The sequence below is a fragment of the Cupriavidus sp. CPT47-8839-RL05A genome, assembly GCF_058792255.1.
The window spans coordinates 41,470-60,478 of the sequence record NZ_JBYTEG010000029.1 but is presented as its reverse complement, the minus strand read 5'-3'; the positions used below and the strand labels follow the sequence as shown (position 1 = coordinate 60,478).

At 68.2% G+C, this 19,009-nt stretch carries 16 protein-coding genes; 6 read left to right on the top strand and 10 right to left on the bottom strand.

The annotated features are described in order from the left end of the window. Window positions 1-3: 3 nt before the first annotated feature. The 7 genes from AC3WVS_RS28205 to AC3WVS_RS28175 all read right to left on the bottom strand — a co-directional run bounded on the left by AC3WVS_RS28205 (window position 4) and on the right by AC3WVS_RS28175 (window position 8,486). Window positions 4-1,074, bottom strand: coding sequence for an ABC transporter ATP-binding protein (locus tag AC3WVS_RS28205; RefSeq protein ID WP_492321267.1), 1,071 nt, complete (start codon window positions 1,072-1,074; stop codon window positions 4-6). Beyond that, window positions 1,061-2,062, bottom strand: coding sequence for an ABC transporter ATP-binding protein (locus AC3WVS_RS28200; protein ID WP_492321266.1), 1,002 nt, complete (start codon window positions 2,060-2,062; stop codon window positions 1,061-1,063). The genes AC3WVS_RS28205 and AC3WVS_RS28200 overlap by 14 nt, the downstream gene beginning before the upstream one ends. Window positions 2,063-2,081: 19 nt before the next feature. Next, the gene (locus AC3WVS_RS28195; RefSeq protein WP_492321288.1) at window positions 2,082-3,749 is read right to left on the bottom strand and encodes an ABC transporter substrate-binding protein; all 1,668 of its coding nucleotides are present in this window, start codon (window positions 3,747-3,749) and stop codon (window positions 2,082-2,084) included. A gap of 125 nt (window positions 3,750-3,874) precedes the next feature. After that, on the bottom strand, window positions 3,875-4,792 hold the full coding sequence (locus tag AC3WVS_RS28190; RefSeq protein WP_492321265.1) for an ABC transporter permease: 918 nt from the start codon (window positions 4,790-4,792) through the stop codon (window positions 3,875-3,877). Then, the gene (locus tag AC3WVS_RS28185; RefSeq protein WP_035825039.1) at window positions 4,792-5,748 is read right to left on the bottom strand and encodes an ABC transporter permease; all 957 of its coding nucleotides are present in this window, start codon (window positions 5,746-5,748) and stop codon (window positions 4,792-4,794) included. The genes AC3WVS_RS28190 and AC3WVS_RS28185 overlap by 1 nt, the downstream gene beginning before the upstream one ends. 359 nt (window positions 5,749-6,107) lie before the next feature. Then, window positions 6,108-7,247, bottom strand: a complete 1,140-nt coding sequence (locus AC3WVS_RS28180; RefSeq protein ID WP_492321264.1) for an acyl-CoA dehydrogenase family protein — start codon at window positions 7,245-7,247, stop codon at window positions 6,108-6,110. 54 nt (window positions 7,248-7,301) lie between these two features. Continuing rightward, the gene (locus tag AC3WVS_RS28175; protein WP_492321263.1) at window positions 7,302-8,486 is read right to left on the bottom strand and encodes an acyl-CoA dehydrogenase family protein; all 1,185 of its coding nucleotides are present in this window, start codon (window positions 8,484-8,486) and stop codon (window positions 7,302-7,304) included. A 534-nt stretch (window positions 8,487-9,020) separates the two neighbouring features. On the opposite strand from AC3WVS_RS28175, the gene AC3WVS_RS28170 reads away from it, so the two are divergent. Together AC3WVS_RS28170 and AC3WVS_RS28165 are read left to right on the top strand one after the other, a co-directional pair. Further along, on the top strand, window positions 9,021-10,406 hold the full coding sequence (locus AC3WVS_RS28170) for an MFS transporter (protein ID WP_492321262.1): 1,386 nt from the start codon (window positions 9,021-9,023) through the stop codon (window positions 10,404-10,406). Then, the gene (locus AC3WVS_RS28165; RefSeq protein WP_492321261.1) at window positions 10,403-12,484 is read left to right on the top strand and encodes a 3-hydroxyacyl-CoA dehydrogenase NAD-binding domain-containing protein; all 2,082 of its coding nucleotides are present in this window, start codon (window positions 10,403-10,405) and stop codon (window positions 12,482-12,484) included. Before AC3WVS_RS28170 ends, AC3WVS_RS28165 begins: the two co-directional genes overlap by 4 nt. 49 nt (window positions 12,485-12,533) lie before the next feature. Here the strand turns inward: AC3WVS_RS28165 and AC3WVS_RS28160 are convergent, their stop codons facing one another. The 3 genes from AC3WVS_RS28160 to AC3WVS_RS28150 form a co-directional block, all read right to left on the bottom strand. Next, window positions 12,534-13,025, bottom strand: a complete 492-nt coding sequence (locus AC3WVS_RS28160; protein ID WP_492321260.1) for a DUF421 domain-containing protein — start codon at window positions 13,023-13,025, stop codon at window positions 12,534-12,536. 161 nt (window positions 13,026-13,186) lie between these two features. Further along, window positions 13,187-14,179, bottom strand: coding sequence for a Bug family tripartite tricarboxylate transporter substrate binding protein (locus AC3WVS_RS28155; RefSeq protein ID WP_492321259.1), 993 nt, complete (start codon window positions 14,177-14,179; stop codon window positions 13,187-13,189). A gap of 112 nt (window positions 14,180-14,291) precedes the next feature. Beyond that, entirely contained in the window at window positions 14,292-15,386 is a 1,095-nt protein-coding gene (locus AC3WVS_RS28150) for a porin (protein WP_010811691.1), read from the bottom strand. A gap of 314 nt (window positions 15,387-15,700) precedes the next feature. On the opposite strand from AC3WVS_RS28150, the gene AC3WVS_RS28145 reads away from it, so the two are divergent. From AC3WVS_RS28145 to AC3WVS_RS28130, 4 genes are all read left to right on the top strand, one after another. Further along, window positions 15,701-16,585 (top strand): alpha/beta fold hydrolase, encoded by an 885-nt coding sequence (locus AC3WVS_RS28145; RefSeq protein ID WP_492321258.1) that lies wholly within the window; start codon window positions 15,701-15,703, stop codon window positions 16,583-16,585. Between the two features lie 250 nt (window positions 16,586-16,835). Continuing rightward, window positions 16,836-17,141, top strand: coding sequence for a recombinase-like helix-turn-helix domain-containing protein (locus AC3WVS_RS28140; RefSeq protein WP_492321257.1), 306 nt, complete (start codon window positions 16,836-16,838; stop codon window positions 17,139-17,141). A gap of 40 nt (window positions 17,142-17,181) precedes the next feature. Next, the gene (locus AC3WVS_RS28135; RefSeq protein ID WP_011616776.1) at window positions 17,182-18,243 is read left to right on the top strand and encodes an aromatic ring-hydroxylating dioxygenase subunit alpha; all 1,062 of its coding nucleotides are present in this window, start codon (window positions 17,182-17,184) and stop codon (window positions 18,241-18,243) included. Continuing rightward, entirely contained in the window at window positions 18,236-19,009 is a 774-nt protein-coding gene (locus AC3WVS_RS28130; protein ID WP_492321256.1) for an SDR family oxidoreductase, read from the top strand. Before AC3WVS_RS28135 ends, AC3WVS_RS28130 begins: the two co-directional genes overlap by 8 nt.

Sequence of the window (19,009 nt, the reverse complement as noted above, 5' to 3'; positions counted from 1 at the left end):
CGCTCAAGTGTAGAGGTGGCAGGCCACCATCTGGCCATCCGGCTGTGCCTGCAGCGCCGGGTCTTCGCTGCGGCAACGCGCCATCGCCACCGGGCAGCGGGTATGGAAGCGGCATCCCGATGGCGGATTCATCGGGCTCGGCACCTCGCCCTGCAGCACGATGCGCTTGCGGCTGCGCTCGCCTTCCACGCTGGCCACCGGCACCGCGGACAGCAGCGCCTGGGTGTAGGGATGGCGGGGGCGGGCGTAGAGCGCCTCGCGGCTTGCGATCTCGACGATGCGGCCCAGGTACATCACCGCGATGCGGTCGCTGATATGCCGCACCACGGCCAGGTCGTGCGCGATGAACAGGTAGGACAGGCCAAGCCGCCGCTGCAGCGACATCAGCACGTTGACCACCTGCGCCTGGATCGACACGTCGAGCGCCGACACCGGCTCATCGCAGACGATGACGCTGGGCCCGAGCGCCAGCGCGCGGGCGATGCCGATGCGCTGGCGCTGCCCGCCGGAGAATTCGTGCGGGTAGCGGTCCGCCATATAGGGCAGCAGCCCGACCATGTCCAGCAACTCCGCCACGCGCGCGCGACGGGCGCTGCGCCCGCCAGGGAAATCATGCACCTCCAGCGGTTCGCTGATGATGTCGCTGACCTTCATGCGCGGGTTCAGGGAGCCGAAGGGATCCTGGTAGACCATCTGCACGCTGCGGCGGAATTGCTGCTCCTGCGCGCGCGTGAAGCTGGCCAGGTCGTCGCCGCGGAAGGCGATGCGTCCGGCGCTGGCGGCCAGCATCTTGAGGATGGCAAGCCCGGTGGTGGACTTGCCGCAGCCGCTTTCGCCGACCAGGCCCAGGGTCTCGCCACGGCGCAGAGTGAATGACACGCCGTCGACCGCCCTGACCGAGCCCACTTGGCGCTTGAGCAGCACGCCGCGCGTGACCGGGAAATGCACCTTGAGGTCGTCGACGCGCAGGATCTCATCGCCACTCTGCACGTCGGCCCGCACGTCAAGCTGCACACCCGCCTGCACACCGCCGTTTCCCGTTGCCGGCTCCGCTATCGCTTCAATGGAGTTCATGGAGGAAGCACGCCTTGAAATGTTGGTCGGAAAGCTGCCGCGTGGCCGCGTCCGGCACGCCGAGCAACGGCGGCCGGGCGCTGCGGCACTGGTCGATCGCCTGCTTGCAGCGCGGCAGGAAGGCGCAGCCCGGGCCCAGCGCAGTCAGGTCGGGCGGCTGGCCTTCGATGGGAACCAGCGGCTCCCGGGTGTCGCCGTCAATGCGCGGCACGGAGGCCATCAGCCCGCGCGTGTAGGGGTGGGCGGGCTGCCGGTACAGGGCCTCGGCGGAAGCGGTCTCCACCAGCCTGCCGCCGTACATCACGGCAACCCGGTCGGCATAGCGCGCCACCACGCCCAGGTCATGCGTGATCAGGATCAGCGCCGTGCCCATGCGCTCGGCCAGGTCCTTCAGCAGGTCCAGGATCTGGGCCTGCACGGTGACGTCGAGCGCGGTGGTGGGCTCGTCGGCGATGATCAGGCGCGGCTCGCAGGCCAGCGCCATGGCAATCATCGCGCGCTGGCGCATGCCGCCCGAAAACTGGTGCGGATAGGCTGAAAGCCGGCTCTGGGGCTCGGGGATCTGGACCTTGCCGAGCAGCTCGCCGGCCATCCCCAGCGCGGTCTTCCAGGGCAGGCCGCGATGCAGGTGGATGGGCTCGGCAATCTGCTTGCCGATGGTGAGCGCCGGGTTCATCGACGACATCGGCTCCTGGAAGATCATCGCGATGCGGTTGCCGCGGATGGCACGCATGCCGCGGGGGCCGAGCCTGAGCAAGTCCTGGCCCTCGAACACGATCTCGCCGGCGTCGATCGAGCCGCCCGGGGCGGGGATCAGGCCCAGTATCGACAGGGCAGTCACGCTCTTGCCCGAGCCGGATTCACCGACGATGGCCAGGGTCTCGCCCGGGGCCACGTCGAACGAGACCTGGTCGACGGCGGTCACCACGCCGCGATCGGTGCGAAAGCGCGTGGTGAGGTCCCTGACCTGCAGGATGGGCTGCGTCATGCGTGTCTCCTCGGGCGGCTCAGAAGCCAAGCTTCTTCTTCATGTCCTGGTCGATCCACATGCGTGCATAGATCGGCCCGGGCCGCACCGCGCCCGCGCGCAGCTCGCCGCCGTAGTTGCGCACCCACGGCCACCAGGCGGTGTACATGTAGGGCGTGGGCAGCCAGATATAGGGCGCTTCGGCCAGGATATCGCGCGTGAGCCCGCGCAGCGCTTCCTGCCGCTTGCCGAGGTCGCGCAGCTCGAAGGCGGCTTCCACCCGCTTCGTGTACGCGTCGTTGCCCCACTGCGCGGCGTTCCATACCTGTCCCGGCACGAAGCTCTTGCGGATCGTGGTGGTGGGATTGGTATGGCCGTTGGCCATCATGTAGCCGGGCGCATTGGTCCGGGTCGTCATCGCGGACAGGAACGCGCCGTACTCCATCGGCTGGATTTCGATGCGCACATTGACCTGTTCCAGGTACGCGGCGATCAGCGGCAGCAGCTCCATATGGTCCGGGGCGCATGCGCACACCTGCACCTTGAACTTGAAGCCCTTGGGGTAGCCGGCCTCGGCCAGCAGCTTGCGGGCCTTGTCGGGGTTGTAGGTGAAGAGCTCCTTCACGTTCTCCGGCATGGCGCTGAGCGGCTCGAAGTAGCCCACATAGTCCGGGTGCTGCGGATAGGCGAACAGTTCCGCGTTGCCGCCGTAGTACTGCTTGACGATCTCCTGCTTGTTGACCGCCATGTTGAGCGCGCGGCGCACGCGGATATCGTTGAAAGGCTTGGTGTCAACGCGCATGGCCAGGTACTGCCCGGTGAAGGACAGCCAGCGCGACCATTGCAGCTGCGGCGCGCTCTTCTTCAGCTCCTCCACCGAGGTCCAGCGTATGCCTTCCATGACGTCGAGCTTGCCCGTGCGCAGCATGGTGTTGCGCGTGGCTTCGTCCTTGATTGTGCGCAGCACCATCTTGTCGACGAAAGGCAGCTTGAAATCCTTGCCGCCCACCTTCTCGGTATCCCAGTACAAGGCGTTGCGCGTATAGGTGCTGGCATTGCCCTGCACGAACTGGGTCAGCTGGAACGGGCCGCTGCCATTGACGTGCTTCCAGTTGCCGGCGCCGGCGCTGGCCACCTCCTTCGGCATGATGCCGGAGTAGTAGCCCCAGCCGAAGCGGTAGTCCCACTCGGCGTTGTACTTGCTGAAGCGGAACAGCACCGTATGCTTGTCCTTCGCTTCCACCTTGGCCAGGTGGTCGAAATAGGTGGGGATCTTCTTCGCGCTTTCGGCCTGGCGCGTGTAGCTGAAGACCACGTCGTCCGCCACCAGTTCGCGCTCTTCCATCACGCCGGGCTTGGCCGGGAACCTGACACCCTTGCGCAGCCTGACTTCCAGCGTCTGCGGATCGAGCCATTTCCAGCTTTCGGCCAGTTCGCCGCGGATGGCGTCCTCGGGCAGCCACGCGTCGGCCTGGAAACTGTACTTGCCGCCGAGGCGCCTGGACTTGGACAGGTCGGCCACGAACAGCTGCTCGTAGACCTGGCCGGTGTCGTAGTTCTGCTTCCAGTTCCAGTCGGCGAGGTCCCATGACAGGGCCGAGATGGTCGGGTAGACCGAGCCGATCTCCAGCGTGCCGCCGTACTTGGGCGCGTCGCTCTGCGCGCCCGCCGTGGCTGCGCACAAGGCGAGCACCACGCCCGCCAACATCGAGGATGCCTGTGTGTTCAAACCGAAGCCCTCCGTGGTCGACTGCCGTTGGCCCGGCGGCATGGCCGCGCGGGAAATCCGTGCCCCGCGCGCCAGCGCGGCGGGGATTGCTATTCGGGCGGGCGCTAGCGCGTGCCGCGCATGCGTGGGTCCAGCAGGTCGCGCAGGGCGTCGCCGTAGATATTGATCGCGTAGACCACGATGGTGAGGCAGATGCCCGGCGCCAGCGCCAGCCAGGGGCCCTGGAACATGAAGGTGCGGCCGTCGCCTGACAGCATGCCGCCCCACGTGGGCGCGGGCGGCGGCACGCCCAGGCCCAGGAAGGACAGGCCGGATTCCGCGAGGATTGCCGTGCCGACCCGGGTGGTGAACAGCACGATCACCGGGGGCAGGACATTGGGCAGGATATGGCGCCACAGGATGCGCGTGGTTGACGCGCCCATCGATTGCGCGGCGTGGACATACATGTTCTCGCGCACCGAGACCACCGCGCTGCGCACGATGCGCGAGCCGCCGATGCCAAGCAGCAGCCCCAGCGTGCAGACGATCTGCCAGCTGCCCGGGCCCAGCACCGAGACCACCACGATCAGGATCACCAGGTCCGGGAAGCTCATCCAGGCATCGACCATGCGCTGAACGATCAGGTCCAGCTTGCCGCCGAGGTAGCCGGTCAGGATGCCGAGCAGCACCGAGATCGCCGTGGCGAGCGTGGCCGCGCTCAGGCCGATCACCACCGACAGCTGCGCGCCGTACAGGCAGCGCGACAGCATGTCGCGGCCAAGGTTGTCGGTGCCGAACGGATGCGCCCAGGAGGGCGCCTGCAGCCGTTGCAGCATGTTGATCTCGTTCATGCCGTACGGCGCCAGCAGCTCGGCAAACACGCCGCAGAACAGGAAGATGGCGCAGATGACGGCGCCGGCGGCGCCCAGCGGCTTGTCGCGGAACAGCCGGCCGAGCAGCCCGCGGCCGGGCACGGCGCGCCGGGCCGGCGCGGCAACAGCAGCGGGGGCGGCGGGATTGGGGTGCAGGGCGGGTTTGGCCATCAGCGGTGCCTCACTTTGGGATCGAACAGCCCGTAGCTCAGGTCGACGAGCAGGTTGATCAGCATCACCGCGACGCCCACCACCAGGAACACGCCGGTGATGACCGGATAGTCGCGCTGGTGCACGGCGTCGAGCAGCAGCAGGCCCATGCCGGGCAGCGCGAAGATCTGCTCGATGATGACCGCGCCGCCGATCAGCAGCGGCGCCTGCAGTCCGATCAGCGTCACCACCGGGATCAGCGCGTTGCGCAGGGCGTGGCGCAGCACCACCAGGCGCTCGCTCAGGCCCTTGGCCCAGGCGGTGCGGATATAGTCCTGGCGCAGCACCTCGAGCATCATGGTGCGGGTCATGCGCATGGTGATGGCGGACAGCGCCATGCCCAGCACGATGGCGGGGATCAGCATGTTGCGCACATGCTGCACCGGGTCTTCATGGAAGGGCACGTAGCGGGCCTCGGGCGACCAGCCCCACCAGACCGAGGGGAACACCATCACCATGGTGCCGAGCCAGAAGCTGGGGATGGCCAGCATCAGGATGGAGAACGAGCGCGCGATGTAGTCGGCGGCGCTGTCCTGGCGGATGGCAGACAGCACGCCGATCGGCAGCGCCACCGACAGCGCCACCACCAGCGCGATCACGCCCAGCGAGAAGGTGGCGGGAATGCGCGCGGTCACCATCGACAGCACCGGCTCGCCCTGCCACAGGGACTGGCCCAGGTCGCCGCGCAGCACGATGCCGCCGACCCAGTGCACATACTGCTGCCACATCGGGCGGTCCATGCCGAGGGCGCGGACCAGGTCTTCGCGGGTACGGGTATCGGCGCTGATGTCGTTCTGGCTCAGCATCAGGTCGACCACATCGCCGGGCACCATGCGCACGATGGTGAAGACGATCAGGCTGGCGAACAAGAGCGTGGGGACCAGCGCCAGCAGCCGGCGCAGCACGTAGGCGCTCATCGCAGCCCTCGCAGCGCCGCGTTGGCGCGGCTGGCCGAAACGGAGGATACCGGCAACACGAATCTGCATGATGCTTGGTGCATGTCGTCTCCTGTCTCCCGATCCCTTTGCATCCGCCAGCACAGGATTCTGCTGCTGGGTGGGAGTGGTTTTTGCTATTTCACCGGTGGTGAAACACCGTTGCGGGTGGTCTTGCGAGGCCGTGATCCCAGCATACTGATCGTTCGAAACGAAAACAACCCGATTGCCGCGCGGAAAGGCTAGTGGTTTTCCATGGCCCCGCGGCGGTGTGCGGGACGCGCGCCGGCACGCGCACGCCGGGCCCGGCTGCACGTTGCCTGCGCCAGCGCGCGCGCTGGCTAGTAGCCGCGCAGCGTGGCCCAGCGCTGCAACTGGGCGTTGGCATCGCCAAGCAGTTCCTGGGCCGTGCGTGCCCGCTTCATGAAGAAGCCGATCTCCAGTGCGTCGGTCATGCCGATGCCGCCATGCATCTGCACGCCCTCCTGCACGGCCAGGGTCGCGCTGGTGCCAGCGCGCGCCTTGGCAACGCAGACCAGGCCGGCGGCGTCGTCCGTGCCGGCATCGAGCCGCTGCTGGCACTGCAGCACGGCGGCACGGGTGATCTCGATCTCGGTGAACAGGTGCGCGGCGCGGTGCTGCAGCGCCTGGTACTCGCCGATGATGCGGCCGAACTGGCGGCGCTCCTTCAGGTAGGCAAGTGTGCGCTCGAAGGTTTCGTCGGCGATGCCGAGCAGTTCGGACGCCAGCACGGCGCGGCCAACGTCGAGCACGCGCTCCAGCATGGCGGCGCCATTGCCGGGGGTGCCCAGCACAGCGGCGCCCGGCAGCCGCACCTCGCGCAGGGTCACGCGCGCCGCATTGGTGGCGTCGGCCATGACCGTACGCTCGATCGAGAGGCCGGCGCTGCCGGCAGGAACCAGGAAGAGCGTGATGCCGTCGCGGTCGTCGGGCGCGCCGGCGGTGCGCGCCGCCACGATCAGGGTGTCGGCGACGTGGCCATCGACGACAAAGACCTTGTCGCCGTCGAGGCGGAAGCCGTCGCCGTCGGCGCTTGCGCGCAGGGCATGGCGCATGGGCCGGTGCCTGGCGCTCTCTTCCAGTGCCAGCGCGGTCAGGTGCTGGCCGGCGGTTATGGCGGGCAGCATCGCCGTGCGCTGCGCATCGCTGCCGTAGTGGGTGAGCAGCGCCGCGCCCAGCACGGCGGTGGACAGGAACGGCGAGGGCGCCAGCGTGCGCCCGATCGCTTCCATGATGATGCCGGCCTCCACCACGCCCAGGCCGCTGCCGCCATATTGCTCGGGCACCAGCACGCCGGCGAAGCCGAGTTCGGCAAATTGCTGCCACAAGGAGCGGGAGAAGCCGGTCTCGTCGCGGGTATCGCGCAGCGTGCGCAGCGCGGAGATCGGGGCGGATTCGCGCAGGAAGGTCAGGGCGCTGTCGCGCAGCATTTCCTGCGTCTGGTTCAGTATGATGGGCATGGGCGGACTCGTGTCTGGGTACGTGGCAGCGGGGGAGAGCGCGCGGTGCCGGGCTCAGGCGCCCGGCAGGCCGAGCAGGCGCTTGGCGACGATATTGAGCTGGACCTCGCTGGTGCCGCCCTCGATCGAGTTCGCCTTGCTGCGCAGCCACGCGCGTGCCAGCGCGCCCTGCTGGCTGCGCTCGCTTTCCCACTCCAGCGCGCCGCTGCCGCCGATCGACATCAGCAGCTCGTGGCGGCGCTTGTTCAGTTCCGCACCGTAGTACTTGAGCACCGACGAGAACGCCGCGATGCCCTCGCCCTGGCGGGCCAGGTCGCGCACGCGCTCGCCGGCCGCGGCAAAGGCGGCCTCGTCGATCTCGAACTGCGCGATGTGCGCGCGCAGCATCGGCTCGTCAAGCCGGCCGGCGGCGTCCAGCCCGATGGCCTTGGCAGCGTGCGCGCCAAGCGGCTGCCGCATGCCGCGGCTGCCGATGGCGCTGATCATCTCGCGCTCATGGGTGAGCAGGTACTTGGCAATCTCCCAGCCGCGGTTGAGCTCGCCGACCAGTTGTGCGCGGGGCACCGCGACGTCGTCGAAGAAGGTCTCGCAGAATGGGGATTTGCCGGAGATCAGCGGGATGGGCCGGGTCGTCACGCCCGGCGTTTCCATGTCGAACAGCAGGAAGCTGATGCCGGTGTGCTTTTGCGCCGCGGCATCGGTGCGCACCAGGCAGAAGATCCAGTCGGCCTGGTCGGCATAGGACGTCCACACCTTCTGGCCGTTGACCAGGAAATGATCGCCGCGGTCCTCGGCGCGGGTCTGCAGCGCGGCCAGGTCGGAGCCGGCGTTGGGCTCGGAGTAGCCCTGGCACCAGCGGATCTCGCCGCGGGCGATGCGGGGCAGGTGCTCGCGCTTCTGGGCCTCGGTGCCGTACCTGAGCAGGGCGGGGCCAAGCATGGAGATGCCGAAGCTCTGCAGCGGCACGCGGCAGCCGAGCCGGGCCATTTCCTCGCGCAGCACCTTGGCCTGCTCGCGCGGCAGGCCGGCGCCGCCGTATTCCGTGGGCCATTCGGGCACGGTCCAGCCCTTGTCGGCCATGCGGCCAAGCCACTGGCGCTGGGCCTCGGACTGGAAGCGGAACCTGCGCCCGCCCCAGCAGATGTCGTCTTCGTTGCGCACCGGCTGCCGCATCTCGGCCGGACAGTTCTGCTCCAGCCAGGCGCGCGCCTGCTGCCGGAAGGTCTCCAACTCGTCCACGCGTGTCTCCTTGTTCTCGGGTGCCTGTCGCTGGACGCCTCTTTCTCTGGCGCGCTGCCGGTGAGGTCGCCCGCACCTGGCTGGTCGGCCAGGCGGCGTATCCCGTTATACAAGTCGCATCTGGTAGCGTCAATACTCAATTACCTAAAATGGATGTGGCGGGCGCTGCGGCCAGAGCTGCAAAGTGCACGCATCGCAGGCCATAGTTCAAATCCGAGGTTGCGCTGCAGCACGAAATATCCCAGAAATGAAGGGGTAATTCGACGTAATCACCCGGTGAAAGGGAGGTCAGGCGTTGGGGGCGTTTCCTGTGGTAGCATCCGTTCAAAACATACCGCTATCACGAAAAAGCGGGGATGCACCGGTTGCGTGAGATGCCGGACAGGCAAGTTGCCAACGCAGACCGGTGCCATAGGGAGACCAAGCCGTGCCCGTCGTCATGCCTTCGCTCGACCAGCGAACCGTTTCGTATCCCGGTGCCGGTGCGCCGGACCGCGTGCGCCAGGGGGATTCAGGCGGCATAGGTCACGGCGCATGACATGCACGCGGACCCCCGAGCGGGTAGCCGGCCCCGATGAGGGACCTGACCTGAGCGCGCATGAACAGGCTGAGCGGTGCTATCTCAGGCATGTCGACCAGCACCTGCCGCGCAACGCCCGCGCGTACCTGGCGCACGGCATGCTGGGCATGACCGGGTTCAGGCTGGTGACCGCGCCCACCTTCGTGCCGGCCTACCTGTACCTGCTGTCCGGCTCCAAGCTGACCGTCGGCATCGTGCTGTCCGCGCAATATGCGGGCATGGCCGCGTCGTCGATCTGGGGCGCCACGCTGATCGAGCACCGCCCGCGCGTAATGCCGCTGATCTACCTGGTGGGCTGGCTGGTGCGTGCGCAGATCCTGGGGCTGGCGCTGTCGGCGCTGTGGCTGTCGGGCGAGGCGGCGCTGGTCGCGGCGGGCATCTTCCTGCTGCTGTTCGGGCTGCTCAACGGCGTGCAGAACGTCAGCTTCAACTACCTGACCTCCAAGATCATCCCGCTGGCGCGCCGCGGCCGGCTGACCGCGCTGCGCAACTTCTGCGGCGGGCTCACCGCGGCCGCGGTGGCGTGGCTGGGCGGGCGCTACCTGGTGGGCAACCAGGTGCTGGGCAACGGCTATGCCGCCACTTTCCTGGCGGCCTTCGTGCTGACCAGCATCGGCATTTCAGCGCTCACGCAGATGCGCGAGCCGACCCTGCACGACGTGCGCCTGCCGGCGGGCTTCCTGCGCCGCCTGGCCGAGGTGCCGGCGCTGCTGCGCGCGGACCGCGATTTCGTGCGTTTCTTCGTGGCGCGCGCGCTGGTGGCGTTCGGCATGATGGCGATGCCGTTCTATGCGATCTATGCCGGCACCCATATCGACCTGTCCGGCGCGGTGCTGGGCTACATGAGCCTGGCCTACCTGCTGGCGCAGACCACCAGCAGCCTGGCCTGGGGCCGCATCGCCGACCGCCACGGCTACCGGCTGGTGTTCCTGGCCAGCATCGCGCTGTGGGTGGCGGCAACGCTGCTGCTGCTGTGCGGCACCACGCTGCCCGGCTTCCTGCTTGCCTTCTGCGGGCTGGGCGCCGCCTTTGGCGGCTTCTTCATCTCCGCGGACAACCTGGTGATGGAGTTCGGCAGCCGCAAGGACCGGCCCATGCTGCTGGCGGTGTCCGATACCGCCACTTTCGCGATGATGGCCATCGGCCCGGTCTGCGGCGGCCTGCTGGCCCAGGGCGTGCGCTTCTGGGTGGTGTTCGCGCTCGCCATCCTGGTCAAGTGCGCCGCCTTCGTGCTGGCCCTGCGCATTGTCGACCCGCGCCGGCGCAGGGCGGCGCTTGAGCCTCCGCCGGGCCTGCACCGGCACCCCACACCGATTCAATCCAGGAGAACCGATCCATGACCGCCATCAACGCCGTGACCGACCTCGCGGTGGACGCCGACATCGCCGTCCTGACCCTCGACTCGCCCCCTGTCAATGCACTGTCCGCCGCCGTGCGCAGCGGCATCCGCGACGGCATGGCGCGCGCGCTCGCCGACGATGCCGTCAAGGCCGTGGTGCTGCTCTGCGCCGGCAAGACCTTTGTCGCGGGCGCGGACATCACCGAGTTTGGCAAGCCGCCGGCGGGCCCGTCGCTGGCGCAGGTGCAGGCCATGATCGAGGACGCACCCAAGCCGGTGGTGGCCGCCATCCACGGCACCGCGCTCGGCGGCGGGCTGGAGCTGGCGCTGGTGTGCCATTACCGCATTGCCACGCGCTCGGCAAAGTGCGGGCTGCCGGAAGTCAATCTTGGCCTGCTGCCGGGGGCGGGCGGCACCCAGCGGCTGCCGCGTATCGTGGGCCCGGAACAGGCGCTGGAGATGGTCACCTCGGGCACGCACGTGGCGGCCAGCGCCGCGGCGGAGATGGGCCTGGTCGACCTGCTGACCGACGACGCCTCGTTGCGTGCCGACGCGGTGGCGTTCGCGCGCAAGGTGGTGGCCGAGCAGCGGCCCCTGCGCAAGGTGCGCGAATCCGATGACAAGGTGGCGGCCGCGCGCGGCAAGCCGGAGCTGTTCGCTGCCTTCCGCAAGGCCAATGCGCGGCGCTTTCGCGGCTTCGATGCGCCCGAGTTCAATATCCGCTGCATCGAGGCGGCGGTGGAGCTGCCGTTCGAAGCCGGCCTGAAGCGCGAGCGCGAGCTGTTCACCGAACTGCTCAACGGCACGCAGTCGGCGGCACAGCGCTACTACTTCTTTGCCTCGCGCCAGGTATGGAACGTGCCCGATGTGGGAGCCGACACGCCCGCGCTTGCGGTCAGGCGCATCGGCATCGTCGGCGCGGGCACCATGGGCGGCGGCATCGCCATGAATTTCCTCAACGCCGGCTACCCGGTGACCATCGTCGAGACTTCGCAGCAGGCGCTCGACCGCGGCCTGAAGACGATCCGGGCCAACTACGACAACACCGCGCGCAAGGGCCGGCTCAGCGCGGCCGATGTCGAGGCGCGCATGGCGCTGCTGACTCCCACGCTGGACCTGCAGCAGCTGGCCGATGCCGACCTGATCATCGAAGCGGTGTTCGAGAACATGGAGGTCAAGCAGGACCTGTTCGGCAAGCTGGACCGGATCGCCAAACCGGGCGCCATCCTTGCCACCAATACCTCGGCGCTGGACGTGAACGTGATCGCGGCCGCGACCTCGCGCCCGGAGGCGGTCATCGGCCTGCATTTCTTCTCGCCCGCCAACGTGATGAAGCTGCTGGAAGTGGTGCGCGGCGACAAGACCGCAAAGCCGGTGATCCGCACCGCGATGGAACTCGCGCGCAAGATCGGCAAGGTCGCGGCGCTGGTCGGGGTGTGCCCGGGTTTTGTCGGCAACCGCATGCTGGCCCAGCGCCAGCGCGAGGCCCAGAAGCTGGTGCTGGACGGGGCGCTGCCGTGGGACGTGGACCGCGTGCTGTACGACTTCGGCTTTCCGATGGGGCCCTTCGCCATGAGCGATCTCGCCGGGCTTGACCTTGGCTGGGTGCGCGAGAAGTCCAGCGGCTCGACGCTGCGCGAGGTGCTGTGCGAGATGGACCGCCGCGGACAGAAGGCCGGCGCCGGCTACTACGACTACGACGAACAGCGCAACGCGAAGCCGTCGCCGGTGGTCGAGCAGGTCATTCGCGACTTCGCCGCGAAACAGGGCAGGAACAGCCGCGTGGTGTCGGAGCGGGAGATCCTGGAGCGCTGCATCTATCCGATGATCAACGAAGGCGCGAAGATCCTGCAGGAAGGCAAGGCGATCCGCGCCTCGGACATCGACGTGATCTGGGTGAACGGCTACGGCTGGCCGGTGTATCGCGGCGGCCCGATGTTCCATGCCGACACCATCGGGCTGGACAAGGTGCTGGCGGCGATGCGGCGCTATGAGGCGCTGTATGGCGCGGACTTCACGCCGGCGCCACTGCTGGAGGAGCTGGCGGCGCAAGGGCGCAGGTTCGCCGACCTCAGGTAAGGCAGCAAGGGCTGCCTCGGCCGGCCGGTGCCATGCGCCGGCCAGGCGCCTACTTCTTCTTGACCACGCTGACCTTGCCGTCAGACTCCAGGTACAGCGCCTTGACCTCGTCGATCGATTCCAGGCCCTCCTGCCGGTACTTGGCTTCGAGCTCTTCGTCGGTGATGGATTCGCGCCGCATGTTCTCGCGCAGCTTGGTGCCGTTGCGCACCAGCAGCACCTTCCTGGGTTCGGCAAAGCGCTGGAAAGCGGGGGAGTGGTAGGCCAGCAGGTCGATCAGCCGGTTCCAGGCGATCAGCGTGACCACCAGCAGCACGGCATCGGCGACGCTCTCGCCGTTGCCTGCCATGCCGTTCTGCGCGGCGTCGGCGACGATCACCACCAGCAGCAGGTCGGCGATGCCCAGCGAGCCGATGTCGCGCCGGACCACGAAGCGGAACAGCAGGAACAGCACCCAGTACATCAACGTGCCGCGCGCGACGATCTCGAGCGGGGACAGGGTCAGGAGGAGGGCTTCGCGCCAGTCGAATGACAGGTCCATGCGCGCTACCCAGCAACTTCCGGGCCACTTTGCAACGATGGCGGCGGTGGCACGGGCGTCGCCGCGCCGCGGGTAATTCTTACACCTGGCGCGTACGGTTTGCTGCGCTGAAAGCCAGGCGTCCCGCATGCGGCGGGGACGCCTGGCGGTCCGGTCTCAGGCTAGTCCGCCTGGATGCCGAACTCCTTGACCACCTTGGTGTAGCGGGCGGTGTCGGCGGCGATCAGCTTCGACAGCACCGCCGGCTCGCCGCCCGCCGGCGTGACCGCGATGGTGGCCATGCGCGCCACCACGTCGGGCATCTTCAGGATCTCGTTGACGTGCGTGTTGAGCGTGCGCACCAGGTCGGCCGGCATGCCCTTGGGCCCGAGCAGGGCCTGCCAGGCGCCGATCTCCACATCCTTGTAGCCCAGCTCGGCCAGCGTCGGCACGTTGGGCGCGAACGGCGAGCGCTTCTGGTCCGCAACCGCCAGCGGCACCAGGCTGCCGTTGCCGACGTACTGCGAGATCGCGCCGTAGGTGATGTAGGTCACCGGCACCTGCCCGCCGATCACGTCGACGATGGCGGGCGCCAGGCCGCGGTAGGGCACCTGGCTGATCTTGATGCCGGCGGACTTGTTGAACAGCTCACCCATGATGTGCATCGGCGAGCCATTGCCGGGCGTGGCATAGGTTTCCACCTTGCCGGCCTTGGCGCGCGCCACCAGCTCGCTGACCTTGGTGATGCCGCTGCCCTTGTTGACGACCACGAACAGCGACTGCGTGCCGATCTGGCTGATGGGAGTGAGGTCGTGCTGCACGTCATAGCTGGCGCCGGTGCCGGCCTTGAGCACCAGCGGCGCGAGGGCGACGGTGTTGGGGGCCAGCAGCAGGGTGTAGCCGTCCGGGTTGGCGCGCGCCACGTAGGCGCTGCCGATGGTGCCGGCGGCGCCGGTGCGGTTTTCCACCACCACCGACTGCTTCAGGCGCGGGGCGAGCTTTTCCGCGAACAGGCGCGCCAGCACGTCGACGTCGCCGCCGGCCGGGTAGGCGACAACGATGGTGATGGGCTTGTTCGGGTACGCACCCTGGGCCAGGGCGGTGCCGCCGGTGGCAGCGACCAGGGCGGTCGCGGCGGCCAGCGTGGCGAGTACTTTGCGGCGTACGGACTTCATGATGTTCAGACCTCTGTAAGACGTGGCGCCCGGACGGGCCGGGGCCAATGGCTGTGTTGGCGTCCGGCGCCTTGCCTGCGCCGGACGGTACCGCCGGGGGGCGCGGAGGAAATCAGAAAACGTGCTTGATGCCGATCATCGAGCCCCACTGGTTCTCGCCCGGGCGCGGGTTCGAGCCAGGCGAGCCGCCGCTGACCGACATGGCCAGCTGGCCGCCGTTGTTGATGAAGCCGGCGGTGGCGTACACCGAGGTGCGCTTGCTGAAGCTGTACATCGCGCGCAGCGTATACAGCATGGCCTGGTTGTCGCTGCCGTGGTAGTTCAGGAAGTAGACCTGGCCGGCCAGGTTGACCGCGGGGGTGATGTCGTAGGACGCGCCGGCGTAGTACAGGTCGCTGATCGGCGTGGGGCTGCCCTCGTTGTCGCGGCGGATCCAGCCGGCGCCGATCTTGGTGCGCTGGAACAGCATGTAGCCGCCCAGCGACAGGCGGTCGTCGGTCAGGTTGCTGTTGGTCAGGCCGCCGAAGGCGCCCGGGCCGCCGCGCTGCGAGTCATACGCGGCGGTGACGCCCCAGGTCTTGTTGTCGTAGCCGAGCATGGCCGACCACTGGCGGCACGCCTTCTTGTCGGTGGCGTTCTCGCCGGCGCAGTTGGTGCCCGAGGGGCTGGGGCCGGCGTTGACCGCATCGCGCCCGAAGCTGTAGGTGGCGCCCACCACGAAACCGCTGAAGTTGGCCTTGTACGACACCGCGTTGTCGGCGCGCGTATTGGGCAGGTAGCTGTCGAGCGAGCCCGAGCCGTACACGTTGGGCCCCAGGACATCGCTGTCGAGCGTGGCCCAGAACAGCATGGTGTACTGGCGGCCGAACGACAGCTGCCCGTACTGGTTGCTCAGCCCGACCAGCGCCTGGCGCCCGAACAGGCGGCCGCCCTGGTTGGAGGTGCCCGAATCCGGCGAGAAGCCCGACTCCAGCACGAAGATGCTTTTCAGGCCGCCGCCAAGGTCTTCGGTGCCGCGGATGCCCCAGCGCGAGGGCACGGTCGCGGTCAGGTTGGGCATGCGCACCAGGCCGTCGCCGTTGGCGCCGACATTGCTCACATACTCGACGCCCGTGTCGATGACCCCGTACAGGGTGACCGAGGATTGTGCCGAGGCCAGCAGGGGGAAAGCCGCGGCCAGGCCTGCGGCGATTCGTGCAAGTTTCATCTACCAGTTTCCTTCCGTTTTCCGTTTTGTCGTCTTGTAGTCCGCTGCCACTGCGGATGGCGGCGGCGGATGCTGTTTCGGTCTCTTTTGTGTTTTATATATGAAACATCAAACAACATAAGAAACGTCAAGCAAAATATAGCTGCGAGTTTCCACAAGATGTGAGGAGGGTTATCCCTAGTGAGGCGACGCCGCGAGGGCTAACGCCGGCTCTGCGCGGAGGTTTCCGATCTTTCTATCGTTAACCCTCATCCCGGCTGGACCCCGACACGCCTATGCTTTAAAAGTTTTATTCTCAAACCTAAGTTTTATATATGGAACAAAATCAGCCCCACATTCCAGCCGAGCCAGACCGGCAGTTGCTGGAAGCCCTCGACAGCGGGTTTGCCCAGCGCGTGGTGCAGGTGGGCGCGGACGGCGAGCGCGTGGCCTACCGCGGCGGCGGGAGCACGGGCCCGGCGGTCGTGCTGCTGCACGGCATCAGTTCCGGGGCGGCGTCGTGGCTGCCGTGCGCGAGCCTGCTGGCCGCTCACGCGCGGGTGATCGCCTGGGATGCGCCGGGCTATGGCGATTCGTCGCCGCTGCCGCAGGCGCGGCCGCTGGCGTCGGACTACGCGCAGCGGCTGGACGGGCTGCTGCAGGCACTGGGCGTGCAGCCGGCGCTGATCGTCGGGCATTCGCTGGGCGCGCTGATGGCGGCAGCCTATGTCGCCAACGCGCGCCAGCTGCCCGCGCGCCTGCTGTTGCTCAGCGTGGCGCAAGGCTACGGCGGCGCGGGCAGGGAAGCGCAGGCAAGGGAGGTGGCGCGGCAGCGGCTGGAGGCGCTGGAATCCCTGGGCGTCGATGGCCTGGCGCAACGCGGCCCGGCCCGGCTGCTGAGCGAGGAAGCCGACCCCGGCGCCCAGGCATGGGTGCGCTGGAACATGCAGCGGCTGAACCCGGACGGCTACCGCCAGGCGGTGGCGATGCTGTGCGGCGACGACATCCACGCCTACCTGGCGCGGCGCCCCACTGCCTTGCCCACGCGGATCGCCTGCGGCAGCCGCGATGTCGTCACCACGCCGCCAGCCTGCGGCACGCTGGCCGAACGCTTCGGCCTGCTGTTCTCGCTGATCCCCGATGCCGGCCACGCCTGCTATATCGACCAGGCCGCCGCCACCGCGCGGCTGATCCGCTCGGTGCTGGACGACGCCACCTGAAGCCACCGCGGCGGCGCCTGCCGCCGCATCCCGAGCGGTGGCGCGCAGCTTGCGCCACCCGTTCCAGATTTCGTAGTGCCGATCGCGGGTTAACCCCAGTCAATTTTTGCGGCCGCGTTGTCTATAGTCGTACCTGTGTTCAATATCTAAACCAGTGTTTCATTAGTAAAACGTAGCCAGGCGATCGCAAGACCGGTCGGCGAGGCACGCGGAACACGGTCCCCCGCTGCAAGACATGGAGCAAAGCGCAATGGAAAGCCTCTCGTACAACCCGAACCTGGTGCCCTGGGAGCGTCCGGCGCCGAACAACGTGGCAGGCAAGGGCCATATCGAGCAACCCGGCAAGGTCGCCAACATCGTCTGGCAGACCCGCGCCGCCGCGCCGAGCGCCTATGAGAACGCGCTGGGCGATGCCCTCGAAGCCGCGTTCGAAGGCGGCGCGCAGAACCCGCAGGACATCGTGCGCGCCTTCAATGACGCCGGTTTCCTGGGCGTGGACGGCCAGCCCTGGACCGAAGAGCGCTTCCTGTCCGAAATGCGCCGGCTGGGTGCCTGAGCCCGCCCCAGTCCAAGTCCAGCCTCGAAGCGAGAAAACCATGGAATCGAACAAGCAAGCCCGCACCGAAGCCCGCCTGAACACCGGCCTGCGCAACTACTGGTACCCGGTCGCCGCCTCGTGGGCGGTGTCCCATGCCCCGATCGGCATCACCCGCCTGAGCCAGAACATCGTGCTGTGGCGCGATGGCGAAGGCCAGGTCCACGCCCTGGAAGACCGCTGCCCGCACCGCGGCGCGCGCCTGTCGATGGGCTGGAACCTGGGCGACCGCGTTGCCTGCTGGTACCACGGCGTCGAGGTCGGCGGCGACGGCCAGGTCAAGAGCGTGCCGGCGGTGGAAAGCTGCCCGCTGGAAGGCCGCACCTGCGTGCGCAGCTACCCGGTGCAGGAGAAGGCCGGCGCCATCTTCCTGTGGTTCGGCGACCAGGCCCCGCAAGGCGAGGGCAGCCCCGATGAACTGCGCCTGCCGGAAGAACTGGTCAGCGAAGAACACAGCAACTTCCTGTGCGTGGCGCACTGGGACTGCAACTACCGCTACGCCATCGACAACGTGATGGACCCGATGCACGGCGCCTACCTGCATGCGGTGTCGCACTCGATGGCCAGCGGCGAGAAGTCCGCCGTGATGCAGGTGCGCGAGACCGAGCACGGCCTGGTGTTCGAGAAGACCGGCCAGCGCGGCGTCAATTTCGACTGGGTCGAATTTGGCGAAACCGGCACGCTGTGGCTGCGCCTGGCGATCCCGTACCGCGCCAGTGTCGGCCCCGGCGGCCCGTTCGGCATCGTCGGCATGGCCACGCCGGTGGATGAAGACCACTGCATGGTGTTCTTCTGGCGTACCCGCCATGTGCAGGGCTGGGAGCGCGACGTGTGGCGCTTCCTGTACCGCAACCGCCTGGAGCAGCTGCACTGGGACGTGCTGGAGCAGGACCGCGTGGTGCTGGAAATGATGGCCCCGAACGCACGCGACCACGAGATGCTGTACCAGCACGACGCCGGCATCACCCGCGTGCGCCGCCTGCTCAAGCGCCGCGCCGAGCAGGAAGTGGCCGACGAGCCCGTCGCCATGCTGCAACCCGCCGGAGCCGCCAGCCATGCCTGAGGCAAACACCAACAACACGCTGCTGGCCGGGCGCAAGGTGCTGGTCACCGGCGCCGCGCGCGGACTGGGCCTGGCCTTCGTCAAGGCGCTGGCCGAAGCCGGCGCCACCGTGGCCATGGCCGACATCCTGGCCGAGCGCCTGCAGCAGGAAGCCGACGCCCTGCGCGCCCGCGGCCTGAAGGTGGTGCCGGTCACGCTGGACCTGTCCGATCCGGCCTCGGTGCAGGCTTGCGCCGAGGCCGCGGTCAAGGCGCTGGGCGGGCTCGACGGCCTGGTCAACAACGCCGCCGTGACGGATTCCGGCGGCCGTGACGCCGCCGCCATCGACATTGCCACCTGGGACCGCGTGATGAACGTCAACGTGCGCGGCACCTGGCTGATGACCACCGCCTGCCTGCCGGCGCTGCGCGCCAGCGGCCGCGGCGCCGTCGTCAACCTGGCGTCGGACACGCCGCTGTGGGGCGCGCCCAACCTGCTGGCCTATGTGGCGAGCAAGAGCGCCATCATCGGCATGACCCGGTCGCTGGCGCGTGAACTGGGCAAGGACCAGATCACGGTGAACGCCGTGGCCCCGGGCCTGACGCTGGTGGAAGCCACCGAATACGTGCCGCAGCACCGGCACGACCTGTACCGCGAGCAGCGCGCGATCACGCGCGAGCAGCTGCCCGACGATGTTTGCGGCGCGGTGCTGTTTGCACTGTCCGACCTCGCCCGTTTCGTGACCGGCCAGACGCTGGCGGTCAACGGCGGCTTTGTCATGCACTGA